Source organism: Gordonia sp. WA4-43, assembly GCF_020520305.1.
In the GTDB taxonomy this organism is placed as follows: Bacteria; Actinomycetota; Actinomycetes; order Mycobacteriales; family Mycobacteriaceae; genus Gordonia; species Gordonia hongkongensis.
In genome coordinates, this window is sequence record NZ_CP084736.1 from 3445441 (window position 1) to 3469171 (window position 23731).

Genomic DNA, 23731 nt, shown 5'->3' on the forward strand with positions numbered 1-23731 from the left:
CTGCGCGCCTCACACCTCGCGGGCGGGAACCTCGACGATCGCGACGGTTCCGCCGCCCGGATGGTTCGACAGCGACAACGTGCCGCCGGTGCCTTCGACGCGCACGCGTCGCGAGGCAAGTCCGATGTGGCCCTTGGCTTGTCGTCGACGCATCAACTCCTCGACGTCGATGCCGGCAGGTAACCCGATGCCGTCGTCCACGACGACGAGGCGCGCTCGCCCGTCATCGAACTCGGCGGTGACGTCGACCGTCGTCGCGGACGCGTGCTTGATCACGTTCGTCAGGAGTTCGCGGGCGGAGGCGAACAGCAGCGAGTCGGCGGACGTGCGTAGGTCGGGCGGCCAGCCCGCGGTGTCGACGGAGATCGTCGGGGCACCGGCGCGGCTGCCGAACGAGGCGGCGAGGTCGGTGAGGGCCACCGACAGACCGGCCTGTTCCAGAACCGCCGGGTGCAGCTCACTCAGCGTCGACCGCAGCAACTGCGCCGCGTCGCGCAGCGCACCGTCCACGCGGTCGAGGGTCACCGGATCGGCGGAGTCACGGAGCGTGGCGAGTTCCTGACGCGCCGCCAGCACATACTGCAGGGCCCCGTCGTGGAGGTTGTCGGCGAGATCCCGGCGTTCGCGTTCCTCGATCTCCATCGTCGCGTCCAGCAATCGGGCGCGTTCGGCGGCGAGCGCCCCGATCGTTCTCACCCGGGATCGCTGTAGGCGAGACAGCAGGATCGCGCCGACGGCCAACGCTGCGACGACGAGGATGCGCAGGATGATCACCGACCACGGCTCGCCGTTCGACGTGCGGGCCAGCATGGAAGAGACGGCGTACACCGCGGTCGTGACGATCACTACCACCGCACAGGTCCTGGGCTGCAACGCGATCGCCGCGATCATCGGCACCAGGACGAACCCGCTGAGGAGAACGTCGGTGGTCCAACTCAATTCGTTGGACCGGCTGGCGGCGACCGCGAGCGCGGTGAGCAGGAGGAGGTCGATCGGCAGCGCGATCCACGAGTACCGGATCATCGACGATTCGTGGCGGACGACCACGACGGCTCCGCCGATGCACCAGGCCGCGTACAGGATCGCCGTCACGAGGCTGAACGTCTCCGCGTGCGCGGGTGGGTCGAGGCTGACGGTCAGTAGCACGAACAGCGACAGGAACAGTCGGAGGACCACCTGAATCCGGATGCCACGGATCGCATGGTCGATCAGGATGTCGTGGATTCGCGGTTCGTCGGCGAACTCGTCGAGACCCAGATAGCGTGTCGCCCCCGCGATCTCGACGCTGCCAGCGTCGTCGTCCCCTGGCCTCGAGGGGTCGACGCTATTCGAGGAGCCCACGACGCATCGCCTCGGCGACCGCGGCCGCACGGTCGGACACGCCGAGCTTCTCGTAGAGGCGCTGGGTGTGCGTCTTGACCGTCGACGCGCCGATGTAGAGTTCGGCGGCGACCTGTGGAATCGACTGTCCGCGTGCGAATCCCGTGAGAACCTGGCGCTCTCGCTCGCTCAGGGCCGGCGCGTCACGCTGGGTCTGCGCACGGATCTCGCCTGCCAGTCCCGCGGCGAGCTCCGGCGGTACCACCGTCTCTCCCTTGGCCACCCGGGTCACCGCGCCGACGATGTCGTCGCGATCGGCGTCCTTCGACAGGTAACCGGCCGCACCTTCCTGCAGCGCCCGGAAGACGATCGGGCCGTCGGTGACCGCGGACAGCAGCAGCACTCGGGTCGGCAACCCGTCGCGCGACACCGCATGGGCGACCTCGACGCCGGTCATGTGCGGCATCTGGTGGTCGACCACCGCGACGTCGGGTTTCTCCCGACGGATCAGCTCGAGCCCGGCCAGACCGTCGGCGGCCTCGCCGACGACCCGTACCCGTCCACTGGCCGCCAGGCCACGGGATACACCGTCGCGGAAGAACGGGTGATCGTCGACGACGACCACGGTGACGAGGGTGTTCATCGGATCAGGATAGGCGGGGTGAGGACCTGAACCGAGCCGAACAGTGCTCCCGTCCCCGAATGGGTCATACCGAGAGACCAGCCACCGCCGGTCGCGCAACTCGACGCGATTTGGCAACCTCGGATCGGGGACCGATACCGAGGATCGGAGTGGGGGATGTATCGACCGGACCTGCACCTGGGAGCGCTGAGGGGGCCCGCTCCCGCGATCGCCGCTGCATGTGCTGCGGACCTATCTGGCGGTGACGACGCTGCTGTACGCGGTGGGCGTGGCTCTCACGCTGTTCCCGACCGACGACTCGGCGACCCTGTCCGACCCGACCGGGGGACTGGTCGCCGTCGTGCTGGGCCTCGCGGCGCTGGGGTGGCTGTCGGTGCGGCCGCAGCGCCCGCTACCGGCCATGATCGCGGCCGGTGTGGCCACCCCCGCGGTGATGGCGTTCCACGAGCTGATCAGTGCCGAGTTCCTCTGCATGATCGCGGCGATGTTCCTGGCGATGTACGTCCGTGCCACTCTTCCGCGTCGGCAGGCGTGGGCGTTCATCGGTGTGCTGACGGCCGGGTGCGTCGTCGCGCTTGCCGTGGCGCCCGCACCGAAGTACCTCAGCACCTACATCGTCGTCGCCGTCGCCATCCCGGCGGCGGCCGAGTCGTTCGGGTTGCTGACGCGGACGCTGCTCACCGCGGTCTGTGCTGACCCGCTGACCGGCGTGTTCAACCGCGCGGGCTGGGAACTCGCGACCGCGGGGCTCCTCGACGGACGGCGGTCGGCCGCGGCGGTCACGGTGATCTCGTGGTCAGTCGACGACTCCGGGACGACCGACGACCCGCGCGAGCGGGAGCAGCGACTGGTTCGCCGGGCCCGGACCTGCGTCGAATTGCTTCCCGCCGATTCCGCCCTGGCACGCCTGGCCGATTCGGAGTTCGCGATCTGCGTGGTGCACGACGACGATGGTCCACCCGGGCAGGCGGCGGCGTTGATCGAGGAGCTGCGTCGACACCTGCCCGATGCCTCACTCGCGGCGTCCACCGCGCCCGCGCGGCAGCGGACGTCGCCGCCCTACGCGCGCAGGCGTCGTCCCGCCTGGCGTCCGTCAGACGCAGCGAGCCCGGGCCGGCCCGACGTTCCGATCACCCCGACATGCAGTGAGGCGGGCGGCTCATCCGGGCAACCACCATGTCGAGCCCGGCATCGAGTTCTGCGATCGCGGTTGTGCCGGTGCACATCGAATACGATGCCGCTCATGACCTCGGCCATCGTGGTGGGGGCGGGGCCCAACGGGCTCGCCGCCGCCATCACCCTCGCGCAGCGGGGCATCGAGGTGACCGTGCTGGAGGCGGCCGAGACGATCGGTGGTGGTGCCCGCTCGTCCGAGCGAATCCTGCCCGGTCTGCTGCACGACGACGGTGCTGCCGTGCATCCGATCGGGCTGGCGTCGCCGTTCTTCCAGAGTCTCGGACTCGCCGACCACGGCCTGGAATGGGGTTGGCCGGAGATCGACCTCGCACATCCGTTGCCCGACGGCCGGGCCGGCGCCATGATGAACTCGCTGGACGAGACCAGTCGGCTTCTCGGGGTCGACGGCCCACGATGGCGGAGCCTGTTCGGTCCGTTGGCGGAGAACTTCGACGACCTGGCGCAGGAAGTGCTGGGCCCGCTCCTGCACGTGCCGCATCATCTCGGCCCGCTTGCCCGGTTCGGGCCCGCCGCTCTCCTGCCCGCAACCGTCCTGGGACGGGTGTGGCACACGGACGAGGCGGCGGCCTTGTTCGCCGGGAACGCCGCCCATGGGTGGTACCCGCTCACCCGGCCGACCACTTCTGCGTTCGCGCTGATGTTCGCCGCCATCTCGCATCGGTATGGCTGGCCGATCATCAAGGGCGGGACGGCCCGAATGCCGGAGGCCCTCGCCGCGGTGCTGACAACGCTGGGCGGCCGCATCGAAACCGGCCATCGGGTCAGCTCCCTCTCCGACCTCCCACCGGCGGATGTGATCCTGCTCGACCTGGAGCCCGGCGCGGTCGCCGACCTTGCGGGGGACGCACTCCCGAGCCGAGTCCGTAAGGCGTATCGACGGTTTCGGCGGGCGCCCGCCGCGGTCAAAATCGACCTCGCCGTCGACGGCGGAATTCCGTGGCGGGACGAGTTCTCCGGTCGGGCGGGCACCGTGCACGTGTGCGGCTCCGCCGCCGAGGTCGTCGCGTCCGAGGCCGAGATCCATCGTGGCCGGATGCCGGAGCGGCCCTTCGTCCTCGTCGCCCAGCAATATCTGGCCGATTCGGCGCGGTCGGTCGGTGACGTCCATCCGGTGTACGTCTATGCACATGTGCCGCATGGCTACAGCGGCGACGCCACGAACGCTGTGCTCGCGCAGCTGGAACGCTTCGCGCCGGGGACGCGCGATCGGATCGTCGGGTCCGTCGTGCGCACGCCCGCAGATCTCGCCGCGAGCAATGCCAACCTCGTCGGCGGCGACATCATCGGCGGCGCAAACGATCCCCTCCAGGTCGTGATGCGCCCCCGGATCGCTGCCGACCCGTACGCAACCGGAATCCCGGGTGTCTACATCTGCTCGGCGTCCACGCCACCGGGCGCCGGCGTGCACGGAATGTGTGGCCACAACGCGGCTCTGAGTGCACTGCGCCGGCTCGGCCCGTAGATCAGAGTCGCGATTGCCCGCGAGAACCCCCGGCGCTCCCGCTAGGGTCGGGGGATGACCGGGTGGTTCGATGAGCGGATCGCCGAGACCGGTCGTCTGCCGTTGTTCTTCCTGTTGCTCGCCTTCGTCCTGACCTTCCTGTTCATCCGCTTCAGTGTGCGGATGATCCGCGCTGAGGTCAGTTGGTGGCCGGGCAACGTGACGCCGGGCGGGGTGCATGTGCACCACGCCTTCTTCGGCATGATGGCGATGTTGGTGGCGGGCTTCGGATTCGTCGCGGTCGACCCGCTCCGGACACCGGTGATCGACTGTGTCCTGGCGGCCCTGTTCGGCATCGGAGCGGCGCTCGTGCTCGACGAGTTCGCGCTCATCCTCCACCTGCGCGACGTCTACTGGGCGGAGGAGGGGCGGACGTCGATCGACGCGGTGTTCGTTGCGATCGCCATCGGTCTGCTCTTCCTCCTCGGGTTGCAGCCGTTCGGGGCGTTCGAGGTCGTCGGGGACATCCGGAACGAGAACGGCCTGGTGGCACGGCTGGTCGCGGCGGGTGTCGTCGTGCTCAACGTGCTCCTGGCGATCGTCACCCTGATCAAGGGCAAGGTCTGGACCGGACTGGTGGGCATGTTCGTCCCGGTCCTGCTGTGGTTCGGTGCCGCGCGACTCGCGCGGCCGCGATCACCATGGGCCCGGTGGCGATACAAGAACCGCCCCCGCAAACTGGCTCGCGCGATCGGGCGTGAGCAGCGATATCGAGAACCGTTGATGCGATGGAAGATCGTCGTGCAGGAGGCGGTGGCGGGGCGTTTCGGGGTGCCCGACGCGCCGGCTCCCGTTCCGGTTCCCCCGCCGGCGTCCGTCCCGGCGGCGGTCGGCGTGGTGACCGAGAAGGTACCGAGCGCGCTGGCGACCGCTATCCGATGGCGGCGCACGCGCCGGGCCCTGCGCACGGTCCCGATCTGGCGGTTGCCGGTCGTGCTGGTGACGTTCGCGATCGTCGCCGCGTGGACCACCGTCGGATTCGACGAGCTGCTCGAACTGGAGGTCGACCCGGGAACCCTGGCGACGCTGCTCAGTGTCATCGCCGGTTCGATGGCGACCCTGACCGGTCTCGTGTTCACCGCCGTCACGCTCGCGATGCAGTTCGGGGCGTCGTCGATCTCGGTGCGGGTGATCCCGATGCTGCAGCAAGAACCCGTCATGCGATGGTCCACCGGCTTCTTCCTCGCGACCTTCGTCTACAGCGTGATCATCGCGATCGACCTGTCGGTCGGGGGTCCGGACGAGCCGACCCCCGGCCTGTCCACGGCGATCGCGTTCATGCTCACCACCGTCAGCGCGTACCTGTTCATCGCGCTCGTCGGGAAGGTCGGCACGATCCTGAACACCGCGCGCCTACTGCAGTGGATCGCCGACGACGGCCGGTCCGCGATCGTGCGGCAGCTGCCGCCGGCGGACAGGCACGACGAGAGCACCGCCGCAACCGAGTTCGGTACCCGCTCCGATTCCGACGCGAGCGACGCCGAGCTATTGGGGACCGGCCCGGGCGCGGCGACGGACCCGAATGCGACGGATGAGATGCGAACGCAGATCAGGCTGGGCGAGGTGACCGCGCGGGGGCGGGTCCTGCTGGCGGTCAACGGTGATCGTCTGCGGCGGTACGCGGCGTCGTGGAACGTGCGGATCAACGTGCTGGTCGCCGTCGGAGACCATGTGCCGCACGATCTCCCGGTGGTCGAGATCGTCGGCGACCCGACGCGGGTGGAGACCCGGCGGGTGCTGGCCTGTCTGTTGTTCGGGGACACCCATCAACCCTCGGTGAGCCCGGCCGCGGCGCTGCAGGCGATCTCGGACATCGCGCTCAAGGCGATGTCCGCGGGCAGCAACGACCCCAGCGTCGTGGTGCAGGCGCTGGATCACACCGAGGACCTGCTGCTGCTGTTGGCTCCCCGGCTGTGCGGTGAGCGCGCCACGCCGGACGGCTCGGTCCGCGGCATCCGGCGCAGCTGGGCGGACTACGTCGCGATCGGGACCGACGAGATCCGCAGGCACAGCACCGGCCAGGTACAGGTGCAACGCCGCCTGCGCGCGCTGTTCGAGTCCCTTCTCGCCGGGTGCGGGCCCGCGCAGCGCGCGCCCGTGGCCGAGCGACTGGCCGTACTCGACGCGCAGGTCGCCCGCGACTGGACCGACGACCTCGACCGGCGACTGGCCGCGGCTGCGGACCGGCAGGGATACGGGTCCGAGTTCGGCCGGTGAGGTGAGCAGATAGATCACGCGAATCGGACACAACCGATACCCTGAGTCCGTGCTCGCGTCCCAGTCCGCCGAGCGTCGTGCGGTGGTCGACGAGATGCACGACTTCGTCGCCGCTGCCCAACGCGATTCGGGTTCCGCCCGCCGTGGGGTCGGCGTGATCACCGCCGGCCCGGGCGCCGGAAAGACCCATACGCTCCGGGAACTGGCCTCTGCCGCCGACGGATACGGCGGACCTCGTCGGCGCCCAGCGGGGGCAGGGACCAGTCGACGACCTCCGCTCGCACTCGCGCAACTGGCCGCGGTCGACGCGGTTCCGCCCGCCTCTCTGGTCGGGCCGGCCCAGTCGGCGATCGACGCCGGGATCGTCGGCGTCGACGACGGAGGAGCGTTGCGCTTCACGCACGACCTCTACGCCGACGTCACCTATGGACAACTCGATCCGATGCTGCGCTCGGTATTGCACGATGCGATCGCCAGCCATCCCAGTACCCGGCACGATCCGCAGTCCGTGGCACATCACCGAATCGCCTCGGGCAGTGACGAAACCGCGATGTTCGCGGCGGTACGCCGCGCCGAGAGCGAACTCGCCAGCACACCGGCGGTCGCGGCGGAACTCCTGGAGACGTTGGCCGGCACCGCACGTCCGTCGGCGGGGGTCAACACCGCACTCGCGCTCGCCCTCGCCCGAACCGGGCAGCTCGACCGGGCTTCACGCGTCGCCGAGGACGGCATGGCACTGGCGACCGAGATCGCCGAGTTCGCCGAGCTGCATCGGATCCTGTTGTTCGCCCTGATCGCCAAGGGGGACACCGACCGGGTGCGGGACCTGATCGACGAGACCCTGCAGCTCCCGGTCGGCGACGACGTCGCCGGCACGCTCACCGACCTGCGGCACTACGTGGGCATTCTCGACGGACGAAGACCCGCGCCGGACACCCCGTTCTTCGACGTCGAGCGGGACGCGTCCACCCGATCGGTGTCCGGCCTGATCGCCGAGGCGCTACGCCGGTTCCTGCGCGGCGAGGTGGAGGAGGCGCTCGGGATCGCGCTGCTCGCCTCGCGTCGGGACGCGGCGGAATCCGCCGGCGGCACACTGTCGACGTCGTCGGCCGACATCTGGCCGTCGCTGATCGAACAGTATGCGCACGGCCCGGCGGCGGCGGCCGACCTGCTCGCGGGTGCCGCCCGGTTGCGATCGAGCCGGGGCGCCGACTGGATGACCGCCTACCACGAGTTCACCCGCGGCGGAATAGCTCTCGGGCTCGGCGACCTCGACGACTCGGCGGCATCTTTCGATGCCGGACTGGATCGCGCGGACTCCGCGGACATGGGCTGGAAGTCGATGGCGGTCGGCGGGCGGGCCATGGTCGACGTGCTGCGCGGCGACCTGGCGGCCGCGTCGACCCGCCTCGACGCGTGGGACGACACGGGGTTACCGGACCAGTTCGGTTTCCCGGTGCCCACCCGCGCCCGCGCCCTGCTGCTCGAGGCGAACCGGAAACTACGTGCGGCCGCGACGACAGCCGGCCGCGCATGGGACCACGGCCGCCGGTTCGGTCTGTACTCCTGGCTGCCCACCGTCGTTCTCGAGACCGCGCGGATCGGCGCGCGTGCGGGCGACACCGCGCTGCTCGGCAGCATTCTGGACGGGCTCGACGAGTTCCCGGTACCGCCCGCGCGGCCCATGTCCGGGCCCGTCGCGGTGGCCCGCGCGATGTGTTCGGTGGTGCTCCACGACGCGGACCCGTTGACGATCGTGCACGCCGCCGACGAGTACGCCGAGATCGTGCAGGCGGTCGGGGACCGGCAGTCCGAGGCGTGCATGTGGGAGGAAGCCGCGTGCGCGGTCGCCCTTTCGGGAGACCGGGACCGCGCCCGCGAGCTCGCCCGGCGAGCGATGCGACTGACGCGTGCCATGGGAGCAAGCACCAGCTCCGCACGCGTGGCCTCGCGGTTGCGTCCGTTGGGGATTCGGCTCGACCCCGCGGCACGCGACCGGCCGACCCATGGTTGGGACAGTCTCACCAAGACCGAGACGACCGTCGCCGAACTGGTCGCGGCCGGCATGAGCGGCGGCGAGATCGCCGACCGGTTGTTCATCTCGACCCGCACGGTGCAGACCCACGTCTCCCACGCCCTCGCCAAACTCGGCCTGCGCACCCGCGTCGAACTCGCCGCGTTCGTCGTGGGTCGGCAGCAGAACTGAGCATCGTCGCACGGTTGGCGCAGATTTCTCCGTCATGACGCAGATGTACGCGTCATCGGCCCGGCGGACAGTGGATGTACCCCAACGAGGACCCACCTCGGCCGTACCGAAGGAGACCAGCCGTGAACGCCAAATCCATGATCTTGGGACTAGCCCCCTGGTTCGTGTTCGCCTGGGCGGCCGAACGCCTGGGTGCCGACCACGTCACGCTCGCCGCGATCGCCGCCTGCGCGCTGGCCCTGGCCGTCACCATCTACGAGGCCGTCCGCACCGGCGGCGGTTGGAAGATCATCGACGTCGCCGGGGTCGTCCTGTTCGGCGTCATCGCGCTCATCGGCATCGTCGGTGACACCCAGGTCGATGAAGCGCTCGTGTTCTTCGGTCGCGGTGGTTCGGCGTTCGTCCTCGCCGCGGTCATGGCCGTGTCCGCGTTCACGGTTCCGTTCACCGAGCAGTACGCCCGCGAGACCGTCGATCCCGCCTTGTGGCACTCACCGGTGTTCCGCGCGAAGAACCGCCAGATCAGCCTCTTGTGGGCCGGGGCGATCGCACTCATGGGCTGCTCGCACATCGTCGCCGGATTGCTGGCGTCGTCGGCATCGGTGTCCGGCAGCCACCCTGGCAACATCCTGCTCAACTGGGTCGTGCCGATCGCGCTGATCGTGTTCGCGGTCAAGCGGACCCGGGCCATCGCCGACGCGGCCCCCAGCGCGCCCGCCGCCTCCACCGCCCCGACCGCCGGCTGACCCCCGCGGCACAGCCCTCCTACCGACCCGTCCGAAGGACATCCGATGACCATCGCCACGCCCCCCACGCCCGCTCCCGTCGACCTCGCGCATCACGCCCACCTCACCGGTGTGTACGCCCCGCAGCGGGAGGAGGTCGATGTCACCGACCTGCCCGTCCGCGGCGAGATCCCCGCGGATCTGCGCGGCAGCTACCTCCGCAACGGCCCCAATCCGCGTTTCGATCCCATCGGATCGTTCGTCTATCCCCTCGACGGTGACGGCATGGTGCACCGGATCAGCATCGACGGCGGACGCGTCGGGTACACCAACCGCTTCGTCCGGACCCCGATGGTCATCGCGGAAGAGGCTGCCGGACATGCACTCTGGTCCGGTCTCACCGACGGGTACACGCCACCCGCGAGTGTTGTCGGGGACGAACTCGCCGGCACCTACCGCGAACTGCCCGACATCAACATCGTCCGCCACGGCGGACGGTTGATGGCGATGGCCGAATCCGACCAGCCCTACCTGCTCGAGCCGTCGACGCTGGCGACGCTGGCCAAGACCGACTGCTCCGGGGCGATGCGGGTGGGTAGTACCGCCCACCCGAAGATCGACCCGTCCACCGGAGAGATGGTCTTGTTCAACTACGGACTCGAGTCGCCATACCTGACGTGGTCGGTGGTGTCCGCGGACGGGACGACGACCACCGGGCCCACGCCGGTCGACGGTCTGGACAAGTCGGTCATGATCCACGACATGGCCCTCACGTCGCGGTACCTCGTACTCTTCGTGTGCCCGTTGATCTTCGACCTCGAAGCCGCGATGACCGGTGGCTCGCTGCTGTCCTGGCAACCCGACGACGGCACGCGCATCGCCCTCATCCCGCGCGACGGCGGTCCGGTGCGCTGGGTCCAGACCGACCCGTTCTGGGTGTGGCACTTCGCCAACGCCTTCGACGGTCCGGGCCCCGACGACGGTGTCACCGTCGACTACGTGGAGTGGAGCTACCCGGGTGGTTTCGCCGCCGAACCCCGGCCGGCGACGTCGGCGCTCACCCGCGCGATCATCCGCCCGGATGGCACCATCACCCGGAACACGATCAGCGACAACGCCTTCAACATGGAGTTCCCGCGAGTCGACGACCGGTTGCTCACCCGGGACCACCACCGCGTGGCAACGGTGGCGAAGGGGCCCCGCGACACCGATGCCACCGACAGTCTCTGGTTCCACGATCTCTCCGCCGGCACCGAGACCTTCTGGAGTCCCGGAACCGCGATCGGCGAACCGATCTACATCCCGGGCGTCGAACGCGATCACTGGGGCGCGATCGGCACCGACCCCGCCGACATGCGGTCGTACTTCTACCTTCTCGCCGCCGACGAGCCGACGGCCGGACCGGTCGCCACCGTCGAACTCCCGATCCGCGTCCCCGCCGGGCTGCACGGGGCATGGCTCGCGGACCCTTCGTGACGCGCCCTCCGCAGGCTCCGGGCGCTCCTCAGCCTGGATATTTCACTGATGTTGCTGGTGTTCGGCGTGTGATACGCGAAAGTGCCTGTCTGCCTTGTGATTATTGATTCACCACAAACAAATAGTCACAAGAAGAAAGGCACCTCGCAGGTGAAGAATAACGTGTATCCCGAGTTGATGGTGGACCCCACGCGCACCGAGTCGGTGCTGACAACCTCCGGCGGGGTGTTACTGACGAAAACCGTGCAGGTCTGCGGCCTGGGCGCCGCCCTGACCGCGGCAATGGCGCCATGGCGAACGACAGCGACGGTGCATGATCCGGCCAAGATCGTGCTGGATCTGGCGATGACCTTGGCGACCGGTGGTGACTGTGTGGCCGATGTGGCCACAGTCCGTGCTCAACCACAGTTGTATGGGCAGGTGGCCTCTGATCCCACGATCTCGCGGGTGATCACCCGACTCGCTGCTGATGTCGAGGCGGTCAGTACCGCGATCGGTGCGGCTCGCGCCGCCGCGCGGGAACGGGTGTGGGACATCGCCCGCCCACTGGAAGGCGCCGCGGGCAGCGTCGATGGCGGGCTGGTGATCGTCGATCTCGATGCCACGACCGTGACGGCCGGATCGGCCAAAGAACAGGCCCAGAAAACGTATAAACGGGTGTTCGGGCATTCCCCGATGTGTTCGTTCGTCGACCACGGCGCCTACGGCACCGGGGAAACACTGAACCTGGACCTGCGGCGTGGGGGCGCCTCCCCCAAGGGTGCGGACATGCACATCGCCGCCACCGAGAGGGCGGTGGCGCAGTTGCCCGCTGCCGAACGCGCCCACGTGCTCATCCGTACCGATTCGGCCGGGTGTGCCAAAGAGTTCCTGGCCTACCTGGCCGAGCAGAATCTGCAGTACTCGGTCGGGTTCACCATCACCGAACTGGTCAAAGAAGCCCTAGACGTGCTGCCCGAGGCTGCCTGGGTCACCGCGGTCAACAACGCCGACGCCGATCCGCGAGCTGATGCCCAGGTCGCCGAGATCACCCGCTACCTACCGCCGGCCACCCGTGCCGCAGAACCCGGCTACAAGTCCTGGCCATCGGGGATGCGGCTGATCGTGCGCCGTGAATACCCCCACAACGGAGCCCAACACCTCATCACCGATATCGAGGGCCGCCGCTACACCGTGTTCGCCACCAACACCCGCGGCCGCGGCTGGACTCTACCGACCCTGGAACTACGACACCGTCAACGCGCCCGCGCCGAGGACCGTATCCGCTGCCTCAAAGACACCGGCATGGCCAACCTGCCCTTCGAGGAATTCGCCAAAAACCAACTGTGGCTCGACATTGTCGCCCTAGCCTCCGACCTACTCGCCTGGACTCAAACCCTCGGCTACACCCGCCACGACCCCATCCGCCGCTGGGAACCCAAACGCCTACGCCACCGCCTACTCACCGTCGCCGGCAAAATCATCACCCACGCCCGCACCACCACCCTGCGACTACCCACCGACTGGCCCTACAACCACCACATACACCACGGCTGGCAACGCCTCACCGCCTAACCAGCCCCCTGTCACACGCACCCGGTCACCGCAGCCCCCACCCCCACCAGGAACTGAGAACAACCAGCGAACCGAACGCTGGCGACCCACCCTGCCCACACACCAACATCAACCCCACAACCCCACACCGACCGTTGATCGACGAAAACCCAGCCACCCATGAAAGATTCAGGCTCAGGGAGCGGGGGGGTGAAGCGGGGATCGTAGACTCGTGCCTCCTTCCTGAGCAGCGAGCTTCATTCTCTGTTCCCTGAGGTGCGAGCGAAGCGAGCCGCGAAGGGTCTCGCAAGGCTTCTCACCAGGCCCTTCGTGGCTCGTCGCTATCGCTCCTCGCACCTCAGGGACCAGTGCTCTTGCGATTCCTTCGGTTCAGGGAAGAGTGAGTGTGCGAATTATTCGGATTTGATTCTGTACGAGGGGCCCTTCGGATCATGTAGCAACCGGCGCGGTCAACTCGATGAACCGCGCAGCGATGTCGATGGCCGACCGCGCCTCGGCCGACAGGCGGGGGATCAGCTGGAAGACGTGCCCCTGGTCCGGCCAGGCCTGGATCACCGAAACCCCTCCGGCGCCGGTGATCTCGTCGTGGGTGGCCCGGGCGTCGGCCCCCATCACCTCGCGCGCCCCGTATTGGATGAGCGTCTTGGGCAGGGTCATGTCCGGGGTGAGACGGACGCGCATCCGTGGATGATCGGGGTCGGCGGTCCGGGTGTAGAGCCGCAGGATCTTGCGGGCGGACATCGCGTCGATGATCGGGTCCCGTACCCCGGTGCGCTGATTGCGCACGGCCAGTTGAAAAGTCGGGTCGTAGAGCGGCGAGAACAGCACCATCGAACCCGGTTGCGGGGTCCCGGTGGCGTGGTTGACGGCGAGCAGGTCGAGAGCCAGGTGGCCGCCGGCGGAGTCACCCGCGACCACGATGTCCTCGGCGCGGTACCCCTGGGACAGCAGCCAGCGATAGCCGCGGACGGCGTCGTTGCCCGCGCACGGCCAGGCGTGCTCGGGGGCGAGCCGGTAGTCCAGGCTGAAGGCGGGCAGCCCGGTCTTGTTGCCGAGCCGGCCGACCAGGCCCCGGTGCGTTCGCGGCGAGCACACCACGTACCCGCTCCCGTGCATGTAATACAGAATCCGCGAACCGGGGATCGGAGCGCTCGCCTGCCGGCCGATGACCCACTCACCACGGACCTGCCCACCCCGGAAGTTCTCGCGCACGATCTCCACCCGGGTGTTGGCCGGGGGTGGGTTGATCCGCTCGATGGTCCGGTTCAATGCCGGGCGCGTCCGCTGGATCATCTGCGCGGTGACGCGGGGGTGGCTGACCCCGGCCGCGGTCATCATCGGCCAGGTGACGCGGGCCAGATAGGCGTTGACCGCTCGGGAACGCCGCGAACCGTACGGATCGACGCCCAGGCGGCCGAACGGATGCGCGAGGAGATCGGCTTCCGAGGTGGGCTCATCGGCCGGTACGGTGACGCTCATCACCTGACGGTAGTGGCTCGACGACGTGCGGGTGCGGGATCGGTCAGGGCGAGACCCGGCCGCAATCGGGCCGCGACCGTCGACGCTCCCGAAACGCCCGCGCGGGCCGTCTCCGGGGCGGACCCCGAATCGCCGGATTTCCGTCTGACGTGCACCGGCGGTGTCTCTGTGGTAACCGGATTTCGAGAGTGGGCCCTTCGCGTGGAAAAATGACTCACAATGCTCATACGGCTGCCCGGGGGCGCTCTGGCGTGCTGCGCGCGGTAGCTGCGATGAGCAGGGTGGTTCGGGTCCCGACGATGCGGCCCGAAGGGACCGTCAGCAACGGCGCTGACCGGGACTCACCGCCGCTGTGATCGTCGGCTCTGCCCAGGTCAGCCCCGATGCGGGTGGAGCACGACGACGCCGGGGACATCGTGGTCCGCGGCCCGACACGGCCGGTGTGGCCCCAGACATCGACGACGGGTAGTGCGTGCACTCCTCGCGCGCAAAGTGAGGCGAACTATGAAGCAGGCTCCGGGACCGGTGGGTCTCTACGACCCACGCAACGAGCACGACTCGTGCGGCGTGGCGTTTGTCGTGGACATGCACGGGCGGCGCAGTCGCGACATCGTCGACAAGGCGATCATGGCGCTGGTCAATCTCGAGCACCGCGGCGCCGCGGGTGCCGAGCCCAACACCGGCGACGGTGCGGGCATCATGATCCAGGTCCCGGACCGTTTCCTGCGGGAGACCGTGGACTTCGAGCTGCCCGCAGAGGGCAGCTACGCGACCGGTATCGCCTTCCTGCCCCAGGGTTCGGAAGACGCCCGCCTCGCCTGCGAGGGCGTGGAGAAGGTCATCGAGGCAGAGGGTCTGACCCTGCTCGGCTGGCGCGAGGTGCCGACCAACGAGAACTCGCTCGGAGCACTTGCCCGCGATGCCATGCCGACCTTCCGGCAGGTGTTCGTGGGCGGCGCGGAGGGCATGGAACTCGAGCGCCGCGCCTACGTCGTGCGCAAGCGGGTCCAGTACGAACTCGGCAACAAGGGCGCCGGCGCCGACGGGCCCGGACGTGAGACCGTCTACTTCCCGAGCCTGTCCGGACGCACCTTCGTCTACAAGGGCATGCTGACGACCCCGCAGCTGCGGGAGTTCTACGTCGACCTGCAGGACTCGCGTGTCGAGAGCGCGCTCGGTCTGGTGCATTCGCGCTTCTCCACCAACACCTTCCCGTCGTGGCCGCTGGCGCATCCGTTCCGCCGCGTCGCCCACAACGGCGAGATCAACACCGTCACCGGCAACGAGAACTGGATGCGGGCCCGCGAGGCGCTCATCGACACCGCGACCTTCGGGGCCGACGCGGCGTCGAAGATCTTCCCGATCTGCACCCCGGGTGCGTCGGACACCGCCCGGTTCGACGAGGTGCTCGAGCTGCTCCACCTCGGTGGACGTTCCCTCCCGCACGCCGTGCTCATGATGATCCCGGAGGCCTGGGAGCGTCACGAGTCGATGAAGCCCGAGCACCGGGACTTCTACCGCTACCACTCCGCACTGATGGAGCCCTGGGACGGACCGGCGTCGGTGTGCTTCACCGACGGCACCGTCGTGGGTGCCGTGCTCGACCGGAACGGCCTGCGGCCCAGTCGGATCTGGGTCACCAAGGACGGGCTCGTCGTGATGGCCTCCGAGGTCGGCGTGCTCGACATCGATCACTCCGACGTCGTGCAGAAGATGCGTCTTCAGCCCGGCCGCATGTTCCTGGTGGACACCGCTGCCGGCCGCATCGTCGCCGACGAGGAGATCAAGGACGAGCTCGCCGCCGAGCACCCCTACGGTGAGTGGCTCGAGCAGGGACTGGTCGCGGTCGACGACATCGAGGCGCCGCCGCATCAGCACATGCCGCACGACCGGGTCGCGTTGCGCCAGCAGGTGTTCGGCTACACCCGTGAGGAACTCGACCTGCTGGTCGCGCCGATGGCGAAGACCGGTGCCGAGGCACTCGGCTCGATGGGTACCGACACCCCGATCGCGGTGCTGTCCAAGCGTCCGCGCATGCTGTTCGACTACTTCCAGCAGCTGTTCGCCCAGGTGACCAACCCGCCGCTCGATGCGATCCGCGAAGAGATCGTGACCAGCGTCGGCGGCACCATCGGCACCGAGGCCGACCTGTTGCACCCCGGCCCCGAGTCGTGCCGTCAGATCGAGCTGCCGTCGCCGGTCCTCGACAACGACACGCTCGCGAAACTGGTGGAGATCAACTCCAACGACGCGCTGCCCGGTTTCCGCAGCGTCCACATCCACGGCCTCTACCCGGTGGCCGAGGGTGGCGCCGGTCTGCGCAAGGCCCTCGACGAGGTGCGTGCGAAGGTCAGCGCCGCGATCGACGACGGCGTGAACCTGGTGATCCTGTCCGACCGCGAGTCGGACGAGACCTACGCACCCATCCCGTCGCTGCTGCTGACGGCTGCGGTGCACCACCACCTGGTGCGGGAACGCAAGCGCACCCAGGCCGGTCTCATCGTCGAGTCGGGTGACTGCCGCGAGGTCCATCACGTGGCCGCACTCGTCGGTTTCGGTGCGGCAGCGGTGAATCCGTACATGGCCTTCGAATCGATCGAGGACATGACCGAGCGCGGTGTGCTCGGCAACCTCGACTTCGCCACCGCGCAGAAGAACTACATCAAGGCCGCCGGCAAGGGCGTGCTGAAGGTGATGAGCAAGATGGGCATCTCGACCCTCGCCTCGTACACCGGTGCACAGCTCTTCCAGGTCATCGGTATCTCGCAGGAGACCGTCGACGAGTTCTTCACCGGGCTCAACAGCCAGCTCGACGGCATCGGTCTCGACGAGATCGCCGCCGACGTCGCGACCCGCCACGCGCTGGCATTCTCCGATCGCCCGTCCGAGCGCGCCCACCGCGAGCTCGAGGTAGGCGGCGAGTACCAGTGGCGCCGCGAAGGCGAGTACCACCTGTTCAACCCGGACACCGTCTTCAAGCTCCAGCACTCCACGCGCACCGGCCAGTACAAGGTGTTCAAGGAATACACGAAGCTGGTGGACGACCAGTCCCGCCAGATGGCGTCGCTGCGCGGCCTGTTCGACTTCAATTTCGGTGACCGCGACCCGATTCCGATCGAGAAGGTCGAACCGGCCCGCGAGATCGTGAAGCGGTTCTCGACCGGCGCGATGAGCTTCGGTTCGATCTCCGCGGAGGCGCACGAAACCCTCGCGATCGCCATGAACCGGCTGGGTGGTCGCTCGAATTCCGGTGAAGGTGGCGAGGATCCGCGGCGCTTCCATCACGACGAGAACGGTGACTGGCGTCGCAGCGCGATCAAGCAGGTCGCGTCGGGCCGCTTCGGCGTCACCTCGCACTACCTGTCGAACTGCACCGACATCCAGATCAAGATGGCGCAGGGTGCGAAGCCGGGTGAGGGCGGGCAGCTGCCGCCGCACAAGGTGTACCCGTGGGTCGCCGAGGTCCGTGGATCGACGCCGGGCGTCGGCCTCATCTCGCCGCCCCCGCACCACGACATCTACTCGATCGAGGATCTCGCGCAGCTGATCCACGACCTGAAGAACGCCAACCCGCAGGCCCGCATCCACGTGAAGCTGGTCTCCGAGGTGGGCGTCGGCACCGTCGCGGCCGGTGTCTCGAAGGCGCACGCCGACGTCGTCCTCATCTCAGGGCACGACGGCGGTACCGGCGCAACGCCGTTGACCTCGGTCAAGCACGCCGGTGCGCCGTGGGAGATCGGCCTGGCCGAGACCCAGCAGACCCTGCTGCTCAACGGACTCCGCGACCGGATCGTCGTGCAGGTCGACGGCCAGCTCAAGACCGGTCGCGACGTCGTGGTCGCCGCCCTGCTGGGTGGCGAGGAGTTCGGTTTCGCCACCGCGCCGCTGGTGGTCGCGGGTTGCATCATGATGCGGGTGTGTCACCTCGACACGTGCCCGGTGGGTGTCGCCACCCAGAACCCGCTGCTGCGTGAGCGTTTCGCGGGCAAGCCGGAGTTCGTCGAGAACTTTTTCCTGTACATCGCGGAAGAGGTCCGGGAACTGCTGGCGCGCCTGGGCTTCCGCACTCTCCAGGAGGCCGTCGGTCACGTCGAGGCGCTCGACACGACCAAGGCGCTCGCGCACTGGAAGTCGGAGAAGGCGGGCAAGCTCGACCTGTCGTCGATCCTGGCGATGCCCGAGTCGCCGTTCATGAACCAGGACCTGTACTGCTCCGGCGTGCAGGACCACGGCCTGGACAAGGCGCTCGACCAGCAGCTCATCGCCCAGAGCCGCGAGGCCATCGACCACGGCACGCGGGTGTCCTTCACCTCGAAGATCACCAACGTGAACCGCACCGTCGGCACCATGCTGGGCCATGAGGTCACCAAGGCCTATGGCGCACAGGGTCTTCCCGACGGGACGATCATCGTCGACTTCACCGGATCGGCCGGCAACAGCTTCGGTGCCTTCGTTCCCAAGGGCATCACGCTGCGCCTCGAGGGCGACGCCAACGACTTCGTCGGCAAGGGTCTCTCGGGCGGTCGCCTCGTGGTCCGTCCGGCACGCAACGCGCCGGACGACTTCGTCGCCGAGCACAACATCATCGCCGGCAACGTGATCGGCTTCGGTGCCACCGCGGGCAAGATCTTCCTGCGCGGCATCGTGGGTGAGCGCTTCTGCGTTCGCAACTCGGGCGTCACCGCGGTGGTCGAGGGTGTGGGCGACCACGGCTGTGAGTACATGACGGGTGGACGCGTCGTCGTCCTCGGCGAGACCGGCCGCAACTTCGCGGCGGGCATGTCCGGCGGTATGGCGTTCGTCTTCGACCCCGAGGGCAAGCTGGCCGACAACCTCAACACCGAGCTCGTCGACCTCGAGCCGCTCGAGGACGAGGACATCGAGTTCCTCGCCACGATCATCGAAGAGCACCGCGCCGAGACCGAATCCCCGGTCGCGGCAGCGCTGCTCGGCGATTGGGACACCGCCCAGACCAAGTTCGCCAAGGTCATGCCGCGCGACTACAAGCGTGTGTTGCTGGCCATCTCCGAGGCGGAGAAGACCGGGCGAGACGTGAACGAAGCGATCATGGAGGCCGCACGTGGCTGACCCCAGAGGATTTCTCAAGCACCCCGAGCGGGAGCTGCCCGACCGCCGCCCGGTGGAACTGCGTCTGCTGGACTGGAAAGAGGTCTACACCGACTTCGACAAGGGCCATCTGAAGACACAGGCGAGCCGCTGCATGGACTGCGGTATCCCGTTCTGCCACAACGGCTGCCCGCTGGGGAACCTGATCCCCGAGTGGAACGACCTGGTCTACAAGGACCAGTGGCGCGACGGCATCGAACGTCTGCACGCGACGAACAACTTCCCGGAGTTCACCGGCCGCCTGTGCCCGGCTCCGTGCGAGGCGTCGTGCGTGCTGGGGATCAACCAGCCGCCGGTCACCATCAAGCAGGTCGAGGTCGAGATCATCGACAACGCCTTCGACAACGGCTGGGTGACCCCGGTCATGCCGTCGGAGAAGACCGGCAAGTCGGTGGCCGTCGTCGGCTCCGGGCCCGCGGGACTCGCTGCGGCGCAGCAGCTCACGCGTGCCGGACACGACGTGACGCTGTTCGAACGGGCCGACCGTATCGGTGGCCTGCTCCGCTACGGCATCCCCGAGTTCAAGATGGAGAAGCGCCACATCGACCGTCGTCTCGCGCAGATGGAGGCCGAGGGCACCGTCTTCCGCACCGGCGTCAACGTGGGTGTCGACGTCACCGTCGAGCAGCTGCGCGCCGACTTCGACGCGGTGATCCTCGCCAACGGTTCGACCATCGGTCGCGATCTGCCGATCCCCGGGCGTGAGCTCGACGGCATCCACCAGGCCATGGAGTTCCTGCCGCAGGCCAACCGGGTGCAGCTCGGCGACGAGGTCGAGGGCCAGATCTCGGCCAAGGGCAAGAAGGTCATCATCATCGGCGGTGGCGACACCGGCGCCGACTGCCTGGGCACCTCGCTGCGCCAGGGCGCGGAGATCGTCCACCAGTTCGAGATCATGCCGAAGCCGCCGATCGAGCGTGCCGAGTCGACCCCGTGGCCGACCTACCCGCTCATGTACCGGGTGTCGTCCGCCCACGAAGAGGGCGGCGAGCGCGTCTTCTCGGTCAACACCGAGCAGTTCGTCGGTGAGGACGGCAAGGTCACCGGGCTCAAGGCGCACGAGGTCGTCATGCGCGACGGCCGCTTCGAGAAGGTGGAAGGTTCGGACTTCGAGCTCGAGGCGGACCTGGTGCTGCTGGCCATGGGCTTCGTCGGCCCCGAGCGCGAGGACCTCCTCGACAAGATGGGCGTCGAGTACGACCCCCGCGGAAACGTCAAGCGTGACGGCAACTTCGCGGCTGTCGGTCAGCCGGGTGTCTTCGTCGCGGGCGACGCCGGGCGTGGACAGTCGCTCATCGTGTGGGCCATCGCCGAGGGGCGCTCGGCCGCCGCGGCCGCCGACGCGTTCCTCACCGGGGCGTCGGACCTGCCCGCACCGATCGTGCCCACGCAGGTCGCGCAGCGCTGATCGCGAGCTTCGTGTAGTACGTACGACACCGAACTCCCGCTTACCCGCTCAGGGTGGGCGGGAGTTCTGCGTAGGCAGATCCGTCGTTCCCCGGGAGTTCCGCAGGCGGCAACACGCCCGCCGGACGCCCGACCTAGACTCGGCGGTGAAGCTGCCTCCTCGGCTGGTACGAAGGGAACGGACCATGCGTCGGATCATCGCGACCGTATGCGCCCTGCTGTGTGCAATCCTGGCCGGCGGTGTGCTCGCCGTCCCGACGGCGACCGCCGCGCCCCGGGGCTGCCCGGAGATCTACGTGCTCGCGGTCCCCGGGACATGGTCCAACGGCGCCAGCCCGGGCGTGCTGGGGGAGATCACCGCCGGGCTCGGACCGGAAACCCGCGTGCAGTACGTCGGATACGACGCGACGGCGTTCCCGTGGGAGAAGGCGATCTACGGCAAGTCCAAGGCACAGGCGGTTGCCAACACCACGGGGCTCGCCCTTCAGATGCTCCGACGATGCCCCGGTACCCGGATCGCGCTCGTCGGCTACAGCCAGGGCGCCGACGCCGCCGGTGACCTCGCATCCGAGATCGGCACCGGTCGCGCTGCGATCCGTCCGAGCCAGGTCGCGGGGGTCGTGCTGATCGCAGACCCGCGGCGGTCGAAGCGGGACAATCTCATCGGCCCCGCCCTGAGGGGTGAGGGCAGTGGCGGACCACGCCTCGATGGCATGGGGTGGGTCCTGCCCAGGGCCTTCACGATCTGCGAACCCACCGACGTCTACTGCAACGTGCCCCGCGACTACTACGTGACGCGGATCGTCGGCTACCTCGCCGAGACCAGCGACCCGACGCCGAGCCAGATCGTGCAGTATCAGGCCGAGGCGGGCGCGATCTTCTCCGAACTGCTCACCCTCGGCGGCCCCGGCGAGATCGCGCAGGAGCTCGGTGACGCGCGCGCCCGCGAGCAGATCAGGTCGTTCAACCAATTCCTCCAGTCCGGGTCGCACGGCACCTACCGGGACTTCGAGGTCCGTCCCGGCGTGACCGCGGTGCGGTGGGCCAACCGGTTCCTCGCCGGCCTCGCGTGACGACGCCGGTCGGCTGACCTGCACGAGAACCGGATGAATCGGACGTCCGACTAGAGTGGCGGCCGAAGTGGTCACCGATCCCGGGGACCAGCCGCCCGCCCTCGGACAGACGGAACATCTCCTTGCCAACGCAGCTCGCCGCCGTACTCGCCCAGACCGACCCGTCGCAAGGTCACAGCGGTTTCATCGGCTGGATTCTCGACCTCATGGACACGCTCGGCGAGCTGGGCGTCGGGGTGGCGATCCTCCTCGAGACCTTCCTGCCGCCGATCCCGTCCGAAGCCGTTCTCCCTGGCGCCGGGTTCCTCGCCTACGAGGGCCGCATGAACGTCTGGCTCGCCTGGGCCGCGGCGACCATCGGTTCGCTCGTCGGGGCCTGGCTCTGGTACTGGATCGGCGCGGCTCTGGGTCGCGACCGCACCCGGCGACTCGTCGGCCGGATGCCGCTGCTCGACTACGACGACTTCGACAAGGCGGAGGAGTACTTCGTCCGATGGGGCGGGATGGCGGTTCTCCTCGGTCGGTGCGTGCCGCTCGTCCGGTCGTTCGTCTCCATCCCGGCGGGCATCGAGAAGATGCCGTTCTGGCGTTTCACCGCCTACACGACGCTCGGTTCCGGCGTGTGGAACGGACTGTGGATCGGGATCGGCTTCGGCTTCGGTCCGGCGATCGCCCCCGCGCTCGAACGGTGGAGTGGCGTGCTGAGCAACATCGTGATCGCCGTGCTGGTCCTCATGGTCGCCTGGTTCGTCGTGAAGCGGGTCCGCCGACGCCGCGCCAGTGCCGCGGGATAGCGGGCCGGGAGAGTGGGTCGACCCGTGGAATACCTCGTACGGAGGCGCGGTTGTACCCCGCGACGGTGACGGACTCAATGCCCCGGGTCCCACCCTTTGCCGCTTCGAGCGGCCTGTTTGCCGAGAGGCGCACTGACCGCCATCGTCGTCCATCACACCGAAGCCGCCGGCCCGATTCCCGGGTCGGCGGCTTCGGTCGTTCGACGGCGACCCGCGGAGGCGAGTGGTCGCCTGGCCGCGCCCGGGTCATTCATGCAGGTGAGGGGCGCGTCGCTACGCGCGAGGTAACAGTTCTCGTGCGACGATCGATCTAGCCGTCGTGTGCGGCACTCGCCGTTTCGGGAACCGGAGCTGCGGGATTCACACGTGTCGGCAGTCGCGGGGGCGTGGCGAAAGCCACTGGAAAGTCCGGCGACACGACCGGGAATCGCCGCTACAGTAAAACAAAGTTCCAGTCCGTTGTAACGAATGTGAAGTATCAGGAAGTGATTGGTCATGAAGTTGGCTGACACATTTCACTCGCCCCGCCGGGGCTCTCTGTTGAACTCGCTGACCGGCGGGCGACTCGGAGGCCGCCGCGGTTCCACGACGATGTTCCCCGCCGAAGCGGAACGACTCATCACACCCGCCGAGCTCAGACGGTTCGGCGTTCGGTCCTAGCGCCCTTCGAGGCTCGTCGCTATCGCTCCTCGCACCTCAGGGAGCAATGGGGGACGCTTCTTCGGATCAGGGGGCAGGTGGTACGTCTCCCTCGGCGACGACTCGCACGCTCATCCCGCCGACCGACACCACATCGCCGATCGTCAGCTGACGGCCGCGCCTGGTCTCCACCTCGTCGTTGACCGTGACCAGACCGTCGGCGATCACCTCCTTGGCCTCGGCCCCTGACTCGATCAGGTTGGCGAGTTTGAGGAATTGGCCGAGTCGGATGGAGTCGTCCCGGATCGTCACGTCGTACACGGCTTCGATCATGCCGGTCCACCGCCCGCCGGGCCACCTCGGCCGTCGGGGA

General features: G+C 68.5%; 14 protein-coding genes. 10 read left to right on the forward strand and 4 right to left on the reverse strand.

Translation table 11 applies throughout. From position 1 onward, the window contains the following. Positions 1-9: 9 nt before the first annotated feature. Both LEL84_RS15415 and LEL84_RS15420 read right to left on the reverse strand, forming a co-directional pair. A complete protein-coding gene (locus tag LEL84_RS15415) occupies positions 10-1341 on the reverse strand; it encodes a sensor histidine kinase (RefSeq protein WP_226512057.1) in 1332 nt (443 codons plus the stop codon). Beyond that, a complete protein-coding gene (locus LEL84_RS15420) occupies positions 1325-1963 on the reverse strand; it encodes a response regulator (protein ID WP_065631308.1) in 639 nt (212 codons plus the stop codon). The genes LEL84_RS15415 and LEL84_RS15420 overlap by 17 nt, the downstream gene beginning before the upstream one ends. Positions 1964-3206: 1243 nt before the next feature. On the opposite strand from LEL84_RS15420, the gene LEL84_RS15425 reads away from it, so the two are divergent. From LEL84_RS15425 to LEL84_RS15450, 6 genes are all read left to right on the forward strand, one after another. Further along, positions 3207-4622, forward strand: a complete 1416-nt coding sequence (locus tag LEL84_RS15425) for a phytoene desaturase family protein (protein WP_226514327.1) — start codon at positions 3207-3209, stop codon at positions 4620-4622. A gap of 54 nt (positions 4623-4676) precedes the next feature. After that, positions 4677-6878 (forward strand): DUF2254 family protein, encoded by a 2202-nt coding sequence (locus LEL84_RS15430; RefSeq protein ID WP_226512058.1) that lies wholly within the window; start codon positions 4677-4679, stop codon positions 6876-6878. A gap of 49 nt (positions 6879-6927) precedes the next feature. Next, a complete protein-coding gene (locus LEL84_RS24850) occupies positions 6928-9084 on the forward strand; it encodes a helix-turn-helix transcriptional regulator (protein ID WP_319005241.1) in 2157 nt (718 codons plus the stop codon). 122 nt (positions 9085-9206) lie between these two features. Then, a complete protein-coding gene (locus tag LEL84_RS15440; RefSeq protein ID WP_065631305.1) occupies positions 9207-9830 on the forward strand; it encodes a hypothetical protein in 624 nt (207 codons plus the stop codon). A 45-nt stretch (positions 9831-9875) separates the two neighbouring features. Continuing rightward, positions 9876-11285, forward strand: a complete 1410-nt coding sequence (locus LEL84_RS15445) for a carotenoid oxygenase family protein (RefSeq protein ID WP_226512059.1) — start codon at positions 9876-9878, stop codon at positions 11283-11285. Between the two features lie 177 nt (positions 11286-11462). Then, positions 11463-12839 (forward strand): IS1380 family transposase, encoded by a 1377-nt coding sequence (locus LEL84_RS15450; protein WP_319005279.1) that lies wholly within the window; start codon positions 11463-11465, stop codon positions 12837-12839. Between the two features lie 429 nt (positions 12840-13268). Here the strand turns inward: LEL84_RS15450 and LEL84_RS15455 are convergent, their stop codons facing one another. Continuing rightward, on the reverse strand, positions 13269-14318 hold the full coding sequence (locus LEL84_RS15455; protein ID WP_226512060.1) for an alpha/beta hydrolase: 1050 nt from the start codon (positions 14316-14318) through the stop codon (positions 13269-13271). Positions 14319-14822: 504 nt separating this feature from the next. Between LEL84_RS15455 and gltB the strand changes: the two genes are divergently transcribed. The 4 genes from gltB (at position 14823) to LEL84_RS15475 (ending at position 22719) form a co-directional block, all read left to right on the forward strand. Beyond that, positions 14823-19406: a glutamate synthase large subunit gene (gene gltB / locus LEL84_RS15460; RefSeq protein WP_226512061.1), complete on the forward strand. Its 4584-nt coding sequence runs from the start codon at positions 14823-14825 to the stop codon at positions 19404-19406. After that, complete coding sequence (locus tag LEL84_RS15465; RefSeq protein ID WP_205333930.1) at positions 19399-20853, forward strand: glutamate synthase subunit beta; 1455 nt, start codon at positions 19399-19401, stop codon at positions 20851-20853. Before gltB ends, LEL84_RS15465 begins: the two co-directional genes overlap by 8 nt. Positions 20854-21037: 184 nt before the next feature. Continuing rightward, on the forward strand, positions 21038-21925 hold the full coding sequence (locus LEL84_RS15470; RefSeq protein ID WP_226512062.1) for a cutinase family protein: 888 nt from the start codon (positions 21038-21040) through the stop codon (positions 21923-21925). 122 nt (positions 21926-22047) lie between these two features. After that, a complete protein-coding gene (locus LEL84_RS15475) occupies positions 22048-22719 on the forward strand; it encodes a DedA family protein (protein ID WP_226512063.1) in 672 nt (223 codons plus the stop codon). 726 nt (positions 22720-23445) lie between these two features. On the opposite strand, the gene LEL84_RS15480 is transcribed toward LEL84_RS15475, so the two are convergent. Beyond that, complete coding sequence (locus LEL84_RS15480; protein ID WP_226512064.1) at positions 23446-23691, reverse strand: RNA-binding S4 domain-containing protein; 246 nt, start codon at positions 23689-23691, stop codon at positions 23446-23448. Positions 23692-23731 lie beyond the last annotated feature (40 nt).

What these genes read in the sequence shown, in the direction of transcription:
- LEL84_RS15420 (WP_065631308.1), bottom strand. Translation starts at nt 1,963, where the DNA reads ATGAACACCCTCGTCACCGTGGTCGTCGTCGACGATCACCCGTTCTTC.
- LEL84_RS15425 (WP_226514327.1), top strand. Translation starts at nt 3,207, where the DNA reads ATGACCTCGGCCATCGTGGTGGGGGCGGGGCCCAACGGGCTCGCCGCC.
- LEL84_RS15430 (WP_226512058.1), top strand. Translation starts at nt 4,677, where the DNA reads ATGACCGGGTGGTTCGATGAGCGGATCGCCGAGACCGGTCGTCTGCCG.
- LEL84_RS15445 (WP_226512059.1), top strand. Translation starts at nt 9,876, where the DNA reads ATGACCATCGCCACGCCCCCCACGCCCGCTCCCGTCGACCTCGCGCAT.
- LEL84_RS15450 (WP_319005279.1), top strand. Translation starts at nt 11,463, where the DNA reads ATGGTGGACCCCACGCGCACCGAGTCGGTGCTGACAACCTCCGGCGGG.
- LEL84_RS15455 (WP_226512060.1), bottom strand. Translation starts at nt 14,318, where the DNA reads ATGAGCGTCACCGTACCGGCCGATGAGCCCACCTCGGAAGCCGATCTC.
- gltB (WP_226512061.1), top strand. Translation starts at nt 14,823, where the DNA reads ATGAAGCAGGCTCCGGGACCGGTGGGTCTCTACGACCCACGCAACGAG.
- LEL84_RS15470 (WP_226512062.1), top strand. Translation starts at nt 21,038, where the DNA reads ATGCGTCGGATCATCGCGACCGTATGCGCCCTGCTGTGTGCAATCCTG.
- LEL84_RS15480 (WP_226512064.1), bottom strand. Translation starts at nt 23,691, where the DNA reads ATGATCGAAGCCGTGTACGACGTGACGATCCGGGACGACTCCATCCGA.